Source organism: Parundibacterium terreum (genome assembly GCF_014636315.1).
GTDB classification, from domain to species: Bacteria; Pseudomonadota; Gammaproteobacteria; order Burkholderiales; family Burkholderiaceae_D; genus Undibacterium; species Undibacterium terreum.
Genome location: NZ_BMED01000004.1, coordinates 165,127 through 184,055, shown reverse-complemented (window position 1 = coordinate 184,055; position 18,929 = coordinate 165,127). Strand labels below are relative to the sequence as shown.

At 46.8% G+C, this 18,929-nt stretch carries 8 protein-coding genes; 4 read left to right on the top strand and 4 right to left on the bottom strand.

The window, feature by feature from the left end; genetic code table 11:
- The first annotated feature begins 3 nt into the window (after nucleotides 1-3).
- From IEW12_RS19245 to IEW12_RS19230, 4 genes are all read left to right on the top strand, one after another.
- The gene (locus IEW12_RS19245; protein WP_229751232.1) at nucleotides 4-1,263 is read left to right on the top strand and encodes an ABC transporter ATP-binding protein; all 1,260 of its coding nucleotides are present in this window, start codon (nucleotides 4-6) and stop codon (nucleotides 1,261-1,263) included.
- Nucleotides 1,250-4,375, top strand: a complete 3,126-nt coding sequence (locus IEW12_RS19240; protein WP_188567727.1) for a glycosyltransferase — start codon at nucleotides 1,250-1,252, stop codon at nucleotides 4,373-4,375. The genes IEW12_RS19245 and IEW12_RS19240 overlap by 14 nt, the downstream gene beginning before the upstream one ends.
- 85 nt (nucleotides 4,376-4,460) lie before the next feature.
- Nucleotides 4,461-5,570 (top strand): non-hydrolyzing UDP-N-acetylglucosamine 2-epimerase, encoded by a 1,110-nt coding sequence (gene wecB / locus IEW12_RS19235; RefSeq protein ID WP_188567726.1) that lies wholly within the window; start codon nucleotides 4,461-4,463, stop codon nucleotides 5,568-5,570.
- Between the two features lie 143 nt (nucleotides 5,571-5,713).
- Complete coding sequence (locus IEW12_RS19230; RefSeq protein ID WP_188567725.1) at nucleotides 5,714-6,691, top strand: glycosyltransferase family protein; 978 nt, start codon at nucleotides 5,714-5,716, stop codon at nucleotides 6,689-6,691.
- 191 nt (nucleotides 6,692-6,882) lie between these two features.
- Here the strand turns inward: IEW12_RS19230 and IEW12_RS19225 are convergent, their stop codons facing one another.
- The 4 genes from IEW12_RS19225 to IEW12_RS19205 form a co-directional block, all read right to left on the bottom strand.
- Nucleotides 6,883-7,314, bottom strand: coding sequence for an SOS response-associated peptidase family protein (locus tag IEW12_RS19225; protein WP_188567724.1), 432 nt, complete (start codon nucleotides 7,312-7,314; stop codon nucleotides 6,883-6,885).
- Nucleotides 7,315-8,526: 1,212 nt separating this feature from the next.
- Nucleotides 8,527-8,742 carry a hypothetical protein gene (locus IEW12_RS19215; RefSeq protein WP_188567722.1) on the bottom strand — a complete coding sequence of 72 codons (216 nt, stop codon included), beginning with the start codon at nucleotides 8,740-8,742 and terminating at the stop codon, nucleotides 8,527-8,529.
- A gap of 138 nt (nucleotides 8,743-8,880) precedes the next feature.
- Nucleotides 8,881-9,171 carry a hypothetical protein gene (locus tag IEW12_RS19210; RefSeq protein ID WP_188567721.1) on the bottom strand — a complete coding sequence of 97 codons (291 nt, stop codon included), beginning with the start codon at nucleotides 9,169-9,171 and terminating at the stop codon, nucleotides 8,881-8,883.
- A gap of 17 nt (nucleotides 9,172-9,188) precedes the next feature.
- A complete protein-coding gene (locus IEW12_RS19205) occupies nucleotides 9,189-18,827 on the bottom strand; it encodes a SpvB/TcaC N-terminal domain-containing protein (protein ID WP_188567720.1) in 9,639 nt (3,212 codons plus the stop codon).
- Nucleotides 18,828-18,929 lie beyond the last annotated feature (102 nt).

Below are 18,929 nucleotides of genomic sequence, written 5' to 3'. Positions count from 1 at the left end.
GTTATGATCAACGCTCAAGGCGTTGGAAAAAGCTATTCAATATCTGGGAGCCCACTCAGGCATCTGGTCGACCAATTTTGGCGCATAAATAGAAAAGATAAATTCTGGGCGTTGCACTCCTTAGATTTGACTATTATGAAGGGTGACGTGATTGGCGTAATTGGTCAAAACGGATCCGGAAAATCAACTCTGCTACAAATTATTTGCGGAACGTTGTCACCTTCGTGCGGCAGCGTTAGCGTAAAAGGTAGATTGGCCGCCCTGCTAGAACTCGGCGCCGGATTCAATCCAGACTTCACCGGTTGGGAGAATGTTAGACTGAATGCAGCACTCTATGGCCTAAGCCCAAAGGAAATAGAAGAGAAATTGCCCGCTATAGAACAATTCGCCGATATCGGTGAGTTCATTAACAAGCCTGTAAAAACGTATTCTAGCGGCATGTTTGTCAGACTTGCATTTGCTGTAATCGCTAACATTGATGCGGATATTTTGGTAATTGACGAAGCGCTGGCAGTTGGTGACATTTTCTTTACTCAGAAATGCATGAGATTCCTAAAGGCTTTCGCTGAAAAGGGAACCATATTATTTGTGAGTCATGATAGTGCTAGCGTAGTGAGTCTGTGCAATAAGGCTCTCTTGCTTGATCACGGCCGTCTAATTACAGTCGGAGATCCCAAGACAGTTACTGAATACTATCTAAAAAAACAATACGAAAAACGTCAACCTGTTGATATCAGGGAATCTTCAACAGAATCAGTTATCAAAATTGATCAAATCTCAGAAAACATATCGGCATCTGCTAATAGCTTTGGGCTAGGTGGAATTATCATAAAAGAGTGTCGAGTCACTGACGAAATAGGGCGACCTGTTCTACAGGTAAATGGCCTGATGAAAATTCGATTGCTCGTCCGGGTTCATGTCAACACCGAAATTAACAGGCCCATTGTCGGCTTCTCCGTAAAAGACCGATTGGGTCAGGTTTTATTCGGAGGAAATACCGAGCATGCTCGTGCCAGTATCGGGCCGATGATAGCCGGGCAAAGTTTTGAGACGAGTTTTGATATTCAGATTCCTGGGCTAGCAATGGGTGACTATATGGTTAGCGTTGCTGCCGGTGAAGGTACAGCAACAGATCACATCATGCATCACTGGGTCCATGATGCTTATCCATTCCAATCTTCACTGTTAGTGCAGAGTGGAATGATAGAACTCCCGATCGAACAAACTAGTTTCAAAATGCTTACACAAAATGAAAAACATTGAAAAAGAAGTCATTTCAGTAGCCCAACGCTACTCTTATGACATTGACGCGTCCTCAGATACAGCGGCGGCTCAGGTAATTCGATTAACTGGGGAAAAAAAACGAGTGTTGGAGCTTGGCCCTGGTCCGGGCACAATTCTTCGCTTCTTGGCTCACAATAGTCAGTGCGATGTAAGCGCGGTCGAATTCGATCCAGAGTGCGCCCAAGTCCTTAAACGTATCTGCAGAGTCGCTGTTCAAGGCGACCTGGATAAAAGCGAGTGGCTGGATTCGTTCGAAGGGCAACAGTTTGATGTAATCATTGCCGCAGATGTTCTCGAGCACCTTCAGAATCCATGGCAATGCTTAGAAAACGCGCGTGGCTTGCTTGCGCCAAATGGCTATCTGATCGTGTCAATTCCAAATGTGGGCCACAATTCTGTATTGGCCTCACTGATGGCTGGTCGGTTCCCATATCAGCACCGTGGGTTGCTAGATAAAACTCATTTGAGATTTTTTACACGTCAAGATTTTGAGAAAGTCTTATTTAGCTCCGGATTTTTACCCAGCCATTGGCATGCCATACGGATGCCTGCGGCTCACGCGGAACTCGGACATAATTGGACAAATCTGAGTGCTGAACAACAAGCATTGCTTGCCACCAATCCGTATGGTGAAGATTACCAATATGTTGTTAAAGCATTCGCGAGTAACGATGCTGGAACAGTTGCCAGAGCAGTGGAGATTCGCGATGAACTCCTGTCGCAAAATAACCAACTAAATCGCTCTTTACAAGATGCCAACTCGAAGATAAGTGAACTTCTTGTGACCTATGAGCAACAAGAAGAAACTTACACGGCTCGACTAACGGAGAGGAGTCAAAAGATAGAAGAGTATCTATCGACAATTTGCAATCTCCGCGAAAGCCTAACCCTTTCCGAGCAGAAGCACGACGAATCTCTTCGGAAAATTGAGGACATCTGGGCCTCCACCTCCTGGCGATACACCGCACCACTCAGAGCATTAAAAAGAGTTTCGTTAGGAAATCCCGGCTATCAATTTCGAGACATCCTACGAAAAATATACAGACGATTACCTGTTTCAGCCAGATCCGTCTTGGATCGAACAGGGCTGAGCTCAACTATGCGGGGAATCACAAAAGTGGGCTCGGGCGCGATCACGGCCGGCCATTTCTCGGATAAGAATGAAAATCACCGGCTTATCTCAAAAGCTCACAAAGACGCATTTCCAAGAAATTCGGAGTTTCACAATATTGGTACTGCGGACGTTATATTTTGGGGCGTGATCGATTGGAATTTCCGTTTTCAGCGCCCGCAGCAATTGGCACTTGGTTTTGCAAAGCAAGGCCACAGAGTTTTTTACATTAGCTCAGAACTTGTGAACGACAGCGAGCCAGGATTCGTGGTCGAGGTGGTTCCTAATCATCCAAATATATTTCAGATCCGGCTTCACGCAAAATTTGCTCCCGCAATTTATGAAAATAAGATGAGCGGGCACCTGCTAAATCAGCTTCGCCAAGATCTTACTGAGTTGATCCAATGCGGGGATATCCGTGAATCAATTTCAGTAGTCCAGCATCCATTCTGGTTACCAGTTGCAAGAAGTCTCCCGACAAATCATATGGCTTATGATTGCATGGACCACCACGAGGGATTCGGAAACGTCCCTCCAGAAGTCATATCTGCCGAGCGCGCACTGATGCGCGAATCGGATACCCTAATCGTCACTTCCGATTGGCTTCATAACATAGGAAAAGATAGAAACAAGAATGTTTTTATCGTACGCAACGCGTGTGAATTCACCCACTTTAACCCAATCCCTTCGAAAAAATACGAGGATATTAAGGGCAGAAAAATAATTGGGTATTTTGGCGCAATTGCCAATTGGTTCGATTGTGCATTAGTCGAGAAATTAGCAAATGAGTTTCCAGATTGCTTAATTCTGCTCATCGGGAATGATACTTGCGGAGCAGAAAAGAGATTTTCTACGTATAAAAACGTAAAGATGATTGGTGAGGTGAGTTACGAAAAATTACCATTTTATCTGCACTCATTTGACATTTGCATCTTGCCTTTCCTTGTTAACGATCTAACATTGGCGACCAATCCAGTTAAAGTATATGAATATCTATGTGTTGGAAAACCTATCGTTAGCGTAGATTTACCCGAATTGTCGAGTATGAAGGATTTGGTACGTTTGGCAGAAAGTCATCAACATTTTGTCACACAATGCCGAGATGCTTTAAAAGAACCTGCTGAGGCGCCGATCAGGGAGCAGCGTATAAGTTTTGCCAGCAAGCAAACTTGGGAACATCGCGCTCAAGAATTTGAATCGGCTCTAAAAAATAGTACGGCTGCACTCGTTAGCGTTGTTGTCGTAACCTACAACAACTTGGACTTGACTAAGCTTTGTCTTGCCAGCATTGATCAGCATACGACAGATGTTCGCTACGAAATTATCATCGTTGATAACGCATCGTCTGACGGCACTCCAGAATATTTGCGGGAATTTGGAAAAAATAGGCCGGACGTAAAGTTGATATTGAATGAAGATAATTTAGGTTTCTCAAAAGCTAATAATCAGGGCTTGGCACTGTCGGCAGGAGAATATCTAGTCGTCCTTAATAATGACACTGTCGTGACCAGCGGCTGGGCCAGCGGTCTCGTCCGCCATTGTAAGAAGGATCCAACAATTGGCTTAATTGGACCAGTCACCAATAATATCGGGAATGAAGCAAAAATAAGCATTGAGTATGAGTCACTATCAGAAATGCCTCAAAAAGCCCGTGACCACACCTTACTTCATCTGGGTGAGTCTTTCGACATTCCTACGTTAGCATTTTTCTGCGTAATGATTACAAGAAATGCCTACGAAAAAATAGGTGGATTAGATGAAGCTTTTGGATTAGGCTTTTTTGAGGACGATGACTACTGTCGTCGAATTGAGCAGGCAGGCTTTCGCCATATATGTGCCGAAGATGTGTTTGTTCATCACAATCTTTCTGCGTCGTTCAATAAGCTAGGCGAGGAACGCAAGCAAGAGTTATTTCTGCGCAACAAGACAATCTATGAAGCCAAGTGGGGGCAATGGATTCCTCACAGCTATCGAATGTAATTTATCTACGCCACACCGCTTATCACTTATAGAAATATCCTCACCGCTTAATCGTAGGAATGCTTGCAGCAGATTAAGCAATTTAATGTATATGAAAAAAATTATTTGTGTAGTAGGAACAAGACCCGAGGCCATTAAAATGGCCCCGGTTATTCAACGTCTCTTGAAAGAGTCCTGGGCCGACGTCAAAGTATTAGCGACTGCCCAACATCGGCAGATGCTTGATCAAGTTCTTAAATTATTTAAGATCACACCAGATAGAGATCTCAATGTAATGGCGCCGAATCAGACGCTGGTTTCACTTACTGCGAAATTACTTACCGAGTTGGATATAGTCTTTAAAGAAGAGCGCCCAGATGCCGTTCTGGCACAGGGCGACACTACGACTGTGATGGCCGTCGCATTATGCTGTTTCTATAATCGAATTCCGTTTGGCCATGTTGAGGCCGGTCTACGGACCGGCGATATTTGGAATCCCTATCCGGAGGAAATGAACCGAGTGGTCGCTGGGCACCTCGCAAAATGGCATTTCGCACCAACTGATGGAGCCAGTCAAAATCTAGTTAGGCAAGGCATTTCGCCGGAGTCAATTTACATGACTGGCAATACTGTCATTGATGCACTTCTTAGTGTATCAAAGAAAGAGGGGGCACTTGATGTTCCCATTAACGACAATAAGCGTCTCATATTGGTTACATCTCATCGCCGTGAGAACTTCGGCAAGCCATTTGAGGAAATTTGCAGAGCTTTGTTGCATTTGGTTAAAAATAACCAAGATGTCGAGATTCTATATCCAGTACATCCAAATCCAAACGTCCGAGAAGTCGCCTACAAGCTATTGGGAGATAATTCACGTATCCATCTGTGTGAGCCGCTTGATTACTTGCCATTCGTCAACGCAATGAAGCGAGCCTATTTGATCTTGAGCGACTCTGGTGGGGTGCAGGAGGAGGCGCCGGCTCTGGCAAAACCTGTTTTAGTACTGCGGCGCGAAACCGAGCGCCCCGAAGCTGTTGATTACGGGGTTGTAAAACTTGTCGGTACAGATTTTGAAGATATAGTTTCAGAGGCTCAGCGACTGCTCGACGACCCTGAATATTATTCTCAAATGGCAAAAGGTGTTTCTCCATATGGGGACGGGTTCGCAAGCGAACGAATCACTCAAGTCTTAAAGCAAGCGTTAAGCGGATCATGAGATTACTTTATTTCGCGCCAGTTCCGTACCAAAGTTATTGGCAGCGACCACATTACATGGTTCGGGCTCTGCTAGAAAATACGTACGAAGAAATTTATTGGATCGATCCCACAATAACACGCCTACCTCGTTTATCAGATTTTATGCAACGAAGTAAAGCCAGCGAGCGTCATGCTGCCGAGCCCCTCATTTCGGGACTTCACGTACTGCGCACGCAAAGTCTTCCGATCGAACCGATACCTGTCCTTAGCGCCATTAATGATCTACTTGTTTGGCGCAATATTAAGTCACAAATTCGGCAACTAAACATAGACGAAAACTGGGATGTGGGAATTGGGCGCCCAAGTAAACTAGCGCTGTGGGCGATAAAATCGCTTAAACCGCGCGCGAAATTCATGGATGTTATGGACGACTTCCCAGCCTTCTATAATGGAATATCGCGCTATTCCATGGAACAAGTCCAAAAATACTTGGTGGCGGGTTGCGATTACTTGTTTTGCAGCGAGGAATCGCTCGTCCCTAAATTGGCTGTCTTGGATCGCAAAAAGTCAATCCGTGTCATCCCAAACGGATATGACATGGAGCGATTACCGTTCTTTTCAGAGATTAAACAAAAAAGAGAGATTATTGGTTTCGTTGGGACCATTGCATCTTGGTTCGACTGGGGTCTCGTGATCGAAATCGCCGAAGCTTTACCTAATATATGTGTTCAACTGATTGGGCCTAGAGCTGGCTATGTGCCAGCGAATTTACCGCGAAATATTGAACTTCTTCCCGCATGCACTGTTGCTGAGGCTATTGCATATTGCCAAAACTTTAAAGTCGGCCTTATTCCATTCGTACACAATCAACTTACTGAATCGGTCGACCCCATCAAATATTACGAATTGCGTGCACTAGGGGTTCCTATTTGGACCACCAATTTTGGTAGCATGACCAAACGGACTTCTGAACCTGGCGTCACTCTCATTCAACCGGGAAGCGATTGGAAAAAGCTGTGGCTTGAAAAGTCGAACTCCTCATTCGGTGAAACCGAAATTTTTGCATTTAGAAAAAAGCACGATTGGAGTTTACGATTTAAGAATATGGCGGTTTGGCTGAATCTTAAGGAAGAAAATTAGTCCGCCCCTGACCGCTCCAGAATCGCGTCGTTTTTGCAGAACGACTCTAAAACGGCAGGTTCTCAAGGCCTCAACCTTCAGCTTTTTAGAAAGCGGAAGACATGCGCGGAGCCCAGGCTGCTCGCATGGGCGTCCGTGGTGTGCGGTCTGGGAGTGCAAGCATTCTTGTTCGTCGGTATTCAATAGATGGCTTACGCAACAGGCTTGCCGTCGGGACCGTCCGGCTTAACTTCCCAAATTCCAGCAATGCCGAAAGGCCTGTCTTTGGCATGCCAGATCCTCCAGCGAACCGACTTGCCGGTTTCGTAGCAAGGTTCAAAGAAATTCGCCGCAGGGATAATGCAAAACTGCTTTTTTCTCCACGCGGTACGAAACGAGGGCTTCGTGGCAACGGTCTCAGTACGGGCATTGTAGGTCTGCCTGGCCAGCTTCAATTCTGCCCAGTGCGGAACAATCCCAAAACAAGCATGAATCACCTCAAGCGTGTTTGGCTTTGCACTTGGCCGGACGATTGGAACCAGGTTTGTTGGGAAGGCCTCAGGCCTTTCATCTAGCGCTTCAAAGGAGACACCAAAATGCTCCTGGCTGCGTTCGTTTCTGTCGGGGGTATAGTTTGCGCACATGTCTTTATAGTATCGACGTTACCTTCGCTTGCTATCGCCTTCAACTGGAGGCAGGTTTTGCCTGCCACACCGGCATAGCCAGGACTGCGCAAACCTGACAGTTTCGTAAAGTGCCACAGAAGGTGAGACCAGAATAGCTCAAAATAGTACTTTTCAAGAAAAATTGCCACGAAAGGTGAGACTGATTGCCATGAAAGATGAGATTTTCCACGGTTTTGCCAAAGAAGATGAGATTTTCTGAGTTAGTCACTTTTGAATGCAAAGTAAGCCGATGCTAAGACACGATTCCTTTTATTTCAAAACGGCTCATATAGCCAGGCCAATTACTGGTAACAGTTTCCAACAGATGAAGTTTCGCGAAGGCGGTCAAATTGTCAAAGCCTCGGGGCGGAGACTTTCACATCTGGATTAAGTTTTGATTCGCTTGGAAGAGTTGAAAAAATACATTATCCGAGAGGTTTTGCGGTATGCGATTCATACGATGCTAAGGAATAGCGGACTTCTGTTGCTCAGCGCGCAGCTTGTCGATACGTCTTTCGACGCGGCCAAGCGCTCTGCTTTCATCGTATGTCCAAAATGCAATCCAGACAGCAAGCCCAAGCAGCAAGCCGACGATAATCCATGCCCTTTTGTTGATTTGCACCGAAAACTGACCCACTTAGCCGCATAAATTGCATCGAAAATTGGCCCACGTTTAGCACACAATCCTACTTTCAGAATGAGAGTGATTGACGTGACATTATTAGGAATAATCAGACGCCGGCACCTTCGTGACCAAGCCTCGCTCAGGGAAATCGCCAAAAGGCTCGGCATCTCCCGCAACACCGTCGGGCGCTACCTGCTCACCGAACCCGCCTATGCGAAGCGCCAATCCGCTAGAACCATCGACTCATACGCCTTCCAGCTTTCAGGCCGGCCAAGACAGACGCGGTCAAATCCCGTAAGCAGAGACGCAGCCTCAAGCGGCTCCAAGAGGAGTTTATCAATTTAGGATTTAAGGGGTCATACGACAGGGTCGTGTCGTTCGCCGGACACTGCAGGAAGGGGCAAACGGAGGGGGCAGTTCGGCGCGTAAACGAACAGTCCTGCCACTCAATTTACTTCTCTGGAGTAAACACATCGCCGCATAGCTGGCGGCTTCAACGGCCGCTGTAGCGTCATTAGCGCTATTTCTATTGATCTTAACAAAATGACTAACATAATGTGTGCTGATTAAGCACACATCGATTCCCCTTTTCTGGGAGCATCGACCCACTGATGCACCGAACTGAAGGCCTTCATGGCGATAACATGCGAGCTTGGGTAACGGACGACGCTGAGCATCTGCGCGTATTGCCTTAGCATGATGCAATAATTGTCTCCCCAATCCGCACCGTGAAGTTGAAACATGCGCTTCGCTAATTCAATTCCGGGGATGTCAACGCCCATAGCAGGTCTCCGCACACAAAATGGATGAAATGCTAGTGTGCTCCGATCGTGGTATCGGGTAATCTCAGTAAATCAACAAGCAACAATACATCGTCTGGCCTTTCCTCTTGCCAGCCCGACCTATGCCTGTATCGAAAGCTACTCTGGCAGCAGGAAACGAGTTTGGCCTGAACGTACCAACAACTCTACCGCCTCTTCAATCTTCACTTTATCCACTGCTTTTATCACAAGCAGATTAGGCTCAAAGAACATCGTGCCAGATTCCAGGGTACTGTCAACTTCCTGTTGCAGCCTAACTGCGTCATAAAAATTCAACCGATAGCGAATTTTCGCAACCGTCAGGAACGCTTCCGAAAAATATCCTTTAGCGGTCACCTCCCATTCATAGTCTTCGAAATCTTCCGGGAGACTCAAATTGTAATCATGCATAAATCATCTTCCTATGTTCATTTGCAAACGATGCTGGTGCAGGCATTAATATATTCCTGCGGCGTCAAATTAGCTCCGGGTTTGGGCGTTATCTCGAAATGATATGGATCAGCACCACGCTGAATAATTCGCAGCGAATCCGGCATTGATTTCAAATCTACCTGATATGGATCATAGCCTTTAGAAAGTACACTTTCAGCATTGTTGAAGACAGACACTCCATGGGTATCCTTAACGAAGCCAGTCACTGGGTCGACTTTATACTCCCCCGGTTTTGGAACAAAACTAGGATTTGTTCCTGACTTTGCTCCTCGGAAGTAGTTCTTTGCTGAGGCCATCCCACCGCGCCCCATCATCCCGAGTGCCATTATGCTATTGGCATATTGAATCTTATTTGCCCATAGATCTTGCTTGGCCAAAGCGCTGTCATGCGCATCACCCCAAGCCCAATTGTAGGCATCAATACTCAGTTTCTTTCCAGTGATAACAATCGAGGCAACCGTCTGATATAAAGGGTCCCCCTTAACACCATCGATGATGCTATTGACGACCTGCGATCCAGTCATGTTTCGTGTTTCACCGTCAGTCCAGTTCTTAGTTCCATTGTCTGTCGCTTGCGAATAGCGAGGATTCTGCTTCGATTCAGGCCCTTGAGTAATGTCTCGATTGTTTGCCTTACCTTTGTCATCGCCAGATTTTTTTTCGCGATCAAGTGCCTCCTGATATCTCTTATCGGACATGTATATGGTTTTTCTCCAGCCATCCTGCTGAAGCCAGTCCTCGGGAGGTTCATCCCAGAATCCCGTCGGGTCCGTCAGATTTGTAGGGTTATTGAGAACATAACTGTATCGATTATAGTTCTGGCCGTTTGTTGCATCTTGTATAAATGGATCTCCAGACACAAATCTGCCAACAATTGGGTCGTATACGCGGCCGTTCATATGCACCAATTCGACCTGATCTAGCATTTCATGACCAGTAAAGCCTTTATTGTCGACATGTGGCGCAGTGATATCTAATGGTCCACTACCGTCTAAAGTGCGCCGGCGTCCCCATGCGTCATACGCCAGCTTCTCCGACAAAGTACCGTCTGCTGCACTAATCGCTATAGGACTGCCAAGCCTGTCTTTATGAAACCAATCAAACTCAGTCGCAGAAGCTCCGCGGTCAATCTCAACGCCTAGACCAAAGGGCCAATATGTCTTAATTGTCGTAATACCAGTTTTAGTTTCAACCTCTTGAGCACCGGCGTAGACTAATGTGCTGCCGTCGCCTCGGTTCTGGCGAGTGCGCTGATGCTCGGGGCCATATACAAAGCTTTCGGAGTTACCATTCCGATTGATCTGGAGTGGCATGTCAAAACTGGTCCAAGTCGCCGTTCGACTCGCTCCGCTCAGAAGATTTCCGTTGCTATCGTACGAAAATGTTCCCGGGATCCCACTAATGCTAGATACCGCATGCGGAAGAGCTGATCCGCTGCCTTGGCTTGGATAGGTATAGGTACCTAGGTCAGTCTTGGTTTTTAAATTTCCCGCAGCGTCATAATTAAAATTCAGCAACGGCTTACTACCAACCTGACTAGTAGACAAGCGATTAAGGCCATCATAGCTAAAGCTCTCATCAAAGCCTCCGTTATCCCAGTATTGACTTCGCTGCGTAACATTTCCTATTGCATCATAGTGGTAACTCTCTAATACACGAGTGGTATTAGTCGTTGTCTGAACACTGCCGTTTTCGAGGCGCCCACTGTAAACGTTGTAGCCTCGAAAATCAGTAAGGCCATTGCCGAGCAATGCCGAAGTAATACGTTGCGCCGCGTCTTGTGATAACACCTGCCACAACACTTGAGCACCACGCTCGATTCGCGCCAGATACCCGGTTCCGTTATATCGACTGTCATACACTTTTGCAGTATCGCTAGCGCGCTGATAAGTGTTCCTTATTAGTCGCCCCCAAATATCGTACTCCGGAAGATTGGTAAAACTATAGCCATTAATAAGCTGTGTAATAAGGCTTGGCCGCCCTAAGCTATCGTATGTATGCACCCGATCATAATCTTTAGTGCTGCTCCCTAATATGAAGGTATAAGCCTCGGTCAGACTGCCAATTCCCTTAGCTGCTGCGTCATAAATCCAGCGGCTTTCAAGATCGCTCTCATGACGAGCAACCATACGATCCAGTGCATCGAATTCAAATGTTGTCGCTTTACTTTGAGCTCGTTGATTAGGGGTAACCTGCCTCCAAGTACGGCCAAGTGGGTCCACGTCATAATGGATATGACCCAGATCGGGATCGTTCAAATCTGTTCTACGGCCTAAATTATCATAGAGAACAGATATTTCATTGCCATTTGGATCCTTGGTGTAATTCAAGTTACCGAATGGTTCATAACGGAAGTTCGTGCTTCCACTCATAGAATCTACCACCTGCACAGCCCTGCCCAATACGTCCAACGTGTTAGTTCGTTGTTGTAGTTTTGGATTGGTAACTACGTTTACTAGTCCTTGATAGTTGGTGGCAGTGTATTGAGGTTGTCCACCTTCATCGAAAGTAGTCACTTTGGTTATACGTTGTAAATCATCATATTCCTGATGCCGCTCCAAATACGAATTTCCTGTGCCAAAGCGAGATTGATAACTATCGCTTAATTGGCCTTGGCTGTCATAGGTCTGATCTTTGTAGATAGGGCTTCCGTCAAATCCCCAAGTCATGTTTCGAACGACATGGTTAGCACTATCGTTATATACAATCAGAGGGACACGCATACGACTACCCCCAGCAAAATTTGCCCCTCCACCGAATGTATCCTTTATTATTGCCACCGTTGCATAAGGTGGACAGTCACTACTACATTGCTTCTGGTAGAGGAGATCATAAGTACCATCAGCGCGCTGCTCACCACTAATGCGGCCAAATCCGTCGGCTAACCAACTCGTAGTAAGGTTGTTCGGTCCAGTCAAGCTTTTCTGAATGCCAGTGCCAGCGTAATAGCTGCGAGTCTCAGATTGACCAAGTGCATTTTTTACAAGCACAGGAAATCGTCCCTTTGAGTCATAGCTTGTATCTGAGAGAATCCTGCCGGAGAGTTGTTGTGTGTTCGGATCAATCCATGATTGGCTCTTCGTCGTCTCCCAACCAGTTTTATGTCGCGCGTACGTAGTAATTACCTGCCGAGAAGTATTCGCTTCCACTGTCTCTGTTTGTAACAGCGGTGTTCCAGCGAAATAAGTGAAACTGGTATTTCGACTTGCATTCCCAGTTTCGCTATCTGACTTGGTAGTTACTACTGTATTGGGGAGCCCGATCAACCACGTGTCGCTGACGATATTATTAAACGCTGTAGTCGTCTGCGTGCTAAAAGTTTTACCGCCCCCGCTCATGGTCGTAGTTTGTTGGGTCAAATTGCCCCATCCATCTGTATATGCATTCTCGATGGTGGTAGTGCCTAAAGAGCTGCCATTTAAGTCGTTATGTAGTTGATCAGTATGGGATACATGGGCTAAGACGGTGCTACTTCCATTGGATTGAGGGAGGAGTTGCTGACTTAACGTGTTTGACGTGTCATTAAGGACAGTGCCACCGTATACACTGGTACTGTGAGTTAGCATGCCAGTAAATGGATAAGTTTGTGCCAAAAGCGAGGTATTTACTATATTTCCATTTGGGCGAATATCTGTAACTCGCACTAAACCAAATCCCAATGAGCCACGGCCAGTCGCATCGCTCAAGGCACCTTCGTAGTGATAATCGCTACGAATCCAGTTACCATTTCCTGTACTTCTGCGAAGTTCTTTGACTATTACTCCAGGTGATCGTGACACTTGGGGATAGGTTGGTCTTTGAGCGACACCATTGATTTGAACGAAGCGGCTATAGACGCCTGGGCTATCGCCACGTGCATAGTCCACTTCATCTCTTTGACCGATTCCATTGGTTACGCCGACGATCTTATCTACAGCAGGAGAATCAGCAAGATTAGACGCTGACCACGTGTTGTTGGGCACACCTGAAGGTCGACGTATATCGAAGGCCATAAAAGTGGGTATCCCACTATCATCCAGGTAAACTAACTTTGCATACTGTCCGCCCGCCTCAGAGTAAGCGAACTCCTGGCAGGAAAATCCGTTGATGGTATAGCGGCACAACACCGATTTAGCACTATCAACGTCAGGCGGATTCGGTTTGTAAGTAAAAAACAGGCGATTTACGCCATCACCAGTTAAGTCAGCTAACGTACTCCGGTTAGCGTCCGTGGCAAGCCGCTCCGGGTCAAATGCGGTTAGAGAGTATGCGTTTATTCCAGTATCTTGTTTGCAATCCATCCCTGTTTCTGAACTTAAGCAGACAAAGGTAGTCATGTTCAAATCATTCCCAACAGAATAGCCGCCGGCTGGCACAGGAACGCTTCGCTGGCTTCCATTGTTGTAAGTCTTATAGATAAAATCTGTAAGCCCGTCGCCATTCACATCACCTATGATGGCCGTTTTTGACAAAAATGGCCCATTTGCACCTGCGTCTGCTCGAAGCCTTGTGATATTGTTACAAGCTAAACCGTTTGACGAGTTGATACAACTATTGACGTACGCAATAACATCGCAGGGACCGCTGATTTGTGAGCAAAAAGGCACATTTGGATGTGCGGGATCTAAGGCAGGCTCTTCAGTAGAATATAGTCGATAAAAATCAGACACATCATGTTTGCTCAAATCGACAGGAATTGGTTGAGGTATGTACTGTGGATTAGGGTTCCATGGAGGAACTTGTCCACTGACCGGCTTCGTAGTGCATGTTACGGACCCGTTCACTAATGAGCAATCGGTAAAGCCTGACTGGTTGAAAGAGACGAGGTGCATGCGCTTTTCATTGCGCAGATCAACCATCGTATCAATCAAATTATTTGGAAGAGGTGCGCAGTTAAAATCGACGGTTCCGTCCGACAATGGCACGGAGAGACAATACAATCCACCTGGCACGCCTGGGAATCCAAAAACCAAGTCATCTCGACCGTCGCCATCCAAATCGCCAATAAATAATTGCTTCGTAGGCGTCGAATTGAGATTGATGTTCCGATCAAAGATTTGCCCATTAGGAAGGCGAATCCGCAAAGTTCCTGTGAAGTAGCTTCCCTGATCTTGAACACTAATAAATGATGTTCGACCGCTGCCATCGAGATTTCCCTCAAATCTTTGCGTGGCACCCTGAGTAAAAGTGGGCCATGGTTGGGAATCAAAGGGTACAGATTTCCACGATGGATTAGTACCTTTACCCCAATCAAAAGTAGTCTTTGGTAGGCACTCTGAAACTTGAGTATTTGGATTTATAGAGCAAGCTTGCATCCAATCTACCAAGCTTCTACCACTGGTGGCGCTAGTCGTATAATGAATAATATGATCGCGTACTAAGCTACCACCGCTGCCATTTACAGCGGTTCCAGTGTAAGTCTGTATGTTAATCAGGCGTGTACGCAAATCGTTGCGAGCCCCACCGAAATACTGGATTTGTGCATCTGGACGTACCTCATACACAAATCGTACGGCCAAATCAACATCCGAACGAATGGAGCCGGAAAACCCGCCATAACGTATTTGTTTTGGCGTGTATTCTCCGGTAGTCGCATCCTGATTATATTCCACGGTAATGAAATTACCCGACCTGTCTGATATGTTGCCTAACGCCCACAGAAGTACATCAGATCCGGGGCGTCCACTTGCAAGAATTACGCTGTTCGATGTGTTACCGTAATAATGGGTTTTCCCGTCTTTAAATTCCGCAGTAAAACCGATAGATGTTCTGGTTATACGAGTAAAGCTCTCTTGTTCTGTACGAAATTCAGCAGTGGTAGCCCAGTAATAGTCATCGTACTGAGTTGTATTCGCCGCCGGAGCAGTGCCATCAACTCGTACAAGACGCTGGCCGTCTAGACAGAGACGATCCGAATTAGTAAAGTTAATACGCCCCGGCACTCCATCTTGTGCAATTGTCTTGGCACAACGGTGAATCGTAGAGAGGCCGCCCAAGGTCCAACCTAGCCCAACCATGCCGTTACTAGCTTGGCTAGAATAGTTGAGCGATAACGTTGGCATCATTCCCCCAGGACCAGAGGGCACGACCAAAGGCAAGCTAAAGGTACTTGCGCCATCATTGTCGACGCTCAGAGTCCCTGCCAACGTTCCAGCATCAGGGTTGCCAAGGTGTGGTGGAGTAATTGAAACTGGTAAAGGCGTTGAAGAGCTCGGTCCAGTACCAGCACTTATTGTGATAGTCGACACTCCTGACTGGGCAAGTTGGACACCGCTTCCGTCAAAGGCCTTGGCAATAATTGCCGTATTCCCAGATTGAGCGGCGATCCATTGCGCACTCCAAATTCCATTGCTATTTGTGCCGGTCGCAATTTGAGTACCATTCGCGTAAAACTTAACACTTGCTAAGGTTATTGAAGATCCAGACTGTAAAGAGGATGTCGCCGACAACAAGATAGGCGTTGCCATGCTCAACGTTGTTCCGTTGCTGGGCGCGGTGAGGGATAAACTTACGCCGGAGCTAGAATCGACATATATTTGATTTTGAACCGAATAAATGGTCGTGCTACCTTGGCGAACTTTGGCATAGACGATATATGGCGTAGAGCTGCTTTGCAGATTGGCTAGGCTGGCGAAATAAGCCCCCGCCGCAGTATCTGCCTGCCCTGGAATCCACACTCCATTAATGTTGAAAGCGATTTCATCGTAAGGGCCTGTCCCGTTACTTAATACTGCGCGGGCAAATACAGTTGCCGGTGCCGTGTAGCGGTCACCATTCGCTGGAGTCGTCAATGCAATGCGCAAGCTACCTGGCATCGTGCAGTTGTTGTCGGCGCAGGGAAGGATAATTGTTCCGCCATTACCTGTTTGTGCTTGCACGTAAATTGATTTACCAACATTGGCACCGGTATAGCTGCTCAGATCCACCACAAAATGATGACCTGCTCCCGGCGTATGGCATTGCGCTTGCACTGTAGCGTTATCTAATTCAGTAGCAATATTCGCAATGCCGGACGTCAGTAGCGTGCCGCCCAACGCAGGTGGAGAATCAAGATACACGCTATAAACCAAACCCTGACTGATGCCGTCTTGACAGGTCCAACCGACTAACTCAGGGTTGCCGATGGCATTAGTCCGCACTCCACTAACAGTTCCTAGAAGTGCACTATCTGTTATATTGACTATGACAGGAGTCGTGTCCGTCTCATTCTGCCCATCATCCGTACTTCTCAGCTTGTAGCGGTAAGTACCAGCAGGAAGCGAAGCGGTATAATTAATGGACAAAGACGTGCTGCTAGTGGCCCCAAGTTGTATTGCCTTACTTTGATAGGTACCGTTGCCTGCATCCTGAAAAATCTCAAGTCTGACAATTTTTCCATCGACATCCACTCCGCTACCGGTAAAGTTTATAGTGCCAGCACCTCCTGTTGGAACTCTTACATTAGAAGGGCTCGCGCTTAAGGTTGCGGTTGGTGGCGAGATAGAAATCGGCGCAATTGACAATCGCATCCCGCAGCCTAATCCAGACGCTACAGAAGTTATACCGTTGGCTGTCGTCCCATTAAACGCGGATACGGTATCAAGTGGCGTGATGATAATATTTGCGGGTACGCCCGGTTGAACCAGGCCCGCATGCACGATTGCCATACTCACCGAGGAACTCGTTGAGTATCCTAAGACATTATCACCTGCTACGGCTCCGCCACTAATCTGTCCTGTATAACTGCCGCTACTTGGTGTCTGCGCAAGACAAGCGGCACCGACTGGCGGCGCAGCAGTCACATTAACCGGTACGTTAGTAGAAGTTGGACCGAACCAGGCTACCCCCTCTTGTACCATCCGCCACTGAAAATTGTATGTCCGCGGTGCTGTGGGTGCAATGACTTGAAATTTGAACTCACCTTGCTGTCCCGGCGGAACTGGGCCGGAAAGAGTTGCACGGCTACTTGTGTTCCAGTATCGATTGTCTTGCGGATTCGAAGCTCCAAGTTTGTATTGATCACCTGCAGTCCAAGTAGTTGTTCCCGTATTCAACATAGTCACAGACACATCGTAGACCTGTTTGGCTACCATTGTTGTCGGTACAACTTGAGAAACAAATTGGGAATTGTCCACCCCTAAAACTGTCGTTAATGTCTCATTGTATGTAGTCGTCCCCCCGGGCCCAATAACCGTCCAGGCGCAAGCAGAAGGATATCCAACCCACAATGGATCAGCTGTTCCGGTTGAAGTATTGTTTACCGGTGAGCTTGCTGTTCCGGAAAAACCAGTGCCGCTTGCTGTGCAGATGTAGGAAAGACTGGTCGCATTGGTTGTCGCTACGGTGACGGTGTAACTTTTGCCAGCCACTAATGGATAAGGATTTCTGGTCACGCTAAATGTAGGTGCCGATGCACTCACCGTTACCGTGACTGGTGCAGTGGTTGCGGAACCGCCAATAGAATCGATAGCCTTCGCAGTTACTGAATATATTCCAGATGGAATATTCAACCAATTAAAACTATAAACCCCGCCCCCCAATACCCCAGTCCCGATAAAACTGGAGCCGCTGTAAAATTCAACCCTGTTAATACTTCCTCCCTGTTCACTGGCGGTGGCAGATAAATTTATTGAGCCTGGGGAGGAAAGGACTATATTATTTGTCGGCGAAGTTAGAGAGACGATAGGAGTTGGCGTCCCAACGGAAGAAATCTGAAATGATTGCGTCACAGGAGTCGCTGCGCTATAGCTACTGTTTCCGGATTGGCTAGCCGTGATGCTACAAGTTCCCGCGCCTACGAAAGTCGCAGTAGAACCACTCACCGTGCAGACACTCGATGAATTTGAAGTGAAGGTAACAGGAAGTCCCGAGCTGGCAGAGGCAGATAAGGATAGCGAGCCTGGATAATTTTGATTTCCGATAGCACCAAAACTGATACTTTGCGAGTTTAACGGCGCAGCTGTGACAGTAAAAGACTGAGTTATGGGTGACGCGGCACTGTAGCTTCCATTGCCGCCTTGGCTTGCAACAATGCTGCAAGTTCCTGCTGCGGTTAACGAAACGGTTGATCCTGATACTGTACATACCCCCGATGTATTCGACGAAAAACTAACCGCTAATCCGGAGGAGGCAGTGGCCGCAACAGTAAATGAGCTAGGGAAAATTCGATCGCTTAGTGATCCAAAATTAATTGTTTGCGACGCCAGCGCACCCGTTACTACAAACGATCGAGTAACTGGCGATGGTGCAAAAAAGTTAAGATCCCCATCGGAAGTCGCTGTGATAGAACAAGTTCCAGGACCGACCAGTGTGACAATTGCATCCGACAAACCATTAGCATCGGGGTCATACTCCTGGTTTGAAAGCGTACAGACAGATGAAGGGCTGCTTGAAAAGAAAACCTGAAGCGCGGAAGTCGCTGTCGCCTGGATATAAAACGATCCAGAGCTTAGTGCTCGATCAGACAGAATAGGGAATTGAATGTTATTTGGTGCCTTAGCAGCACTGCTGCTTGAATGTACACCAAATCCGAGCAAGGCGATTATCGTCAACCCCAGATACTTCTCTAATCTGGGTAGTTTGTATGTTGTGGGTAAAGACCAAAATTTAGGGATATTGGCAACAAATTGAATTAGCTTTCTGAATTGTTCGCGCATTGCCATCCCTAATATTGAAATGAGGTTAATCAGAATTCTGAAAGTTCGTAGCACATCTGGCATAAAGTTACGGTCTCCGATATGGTTATCGGGAATTTAAAA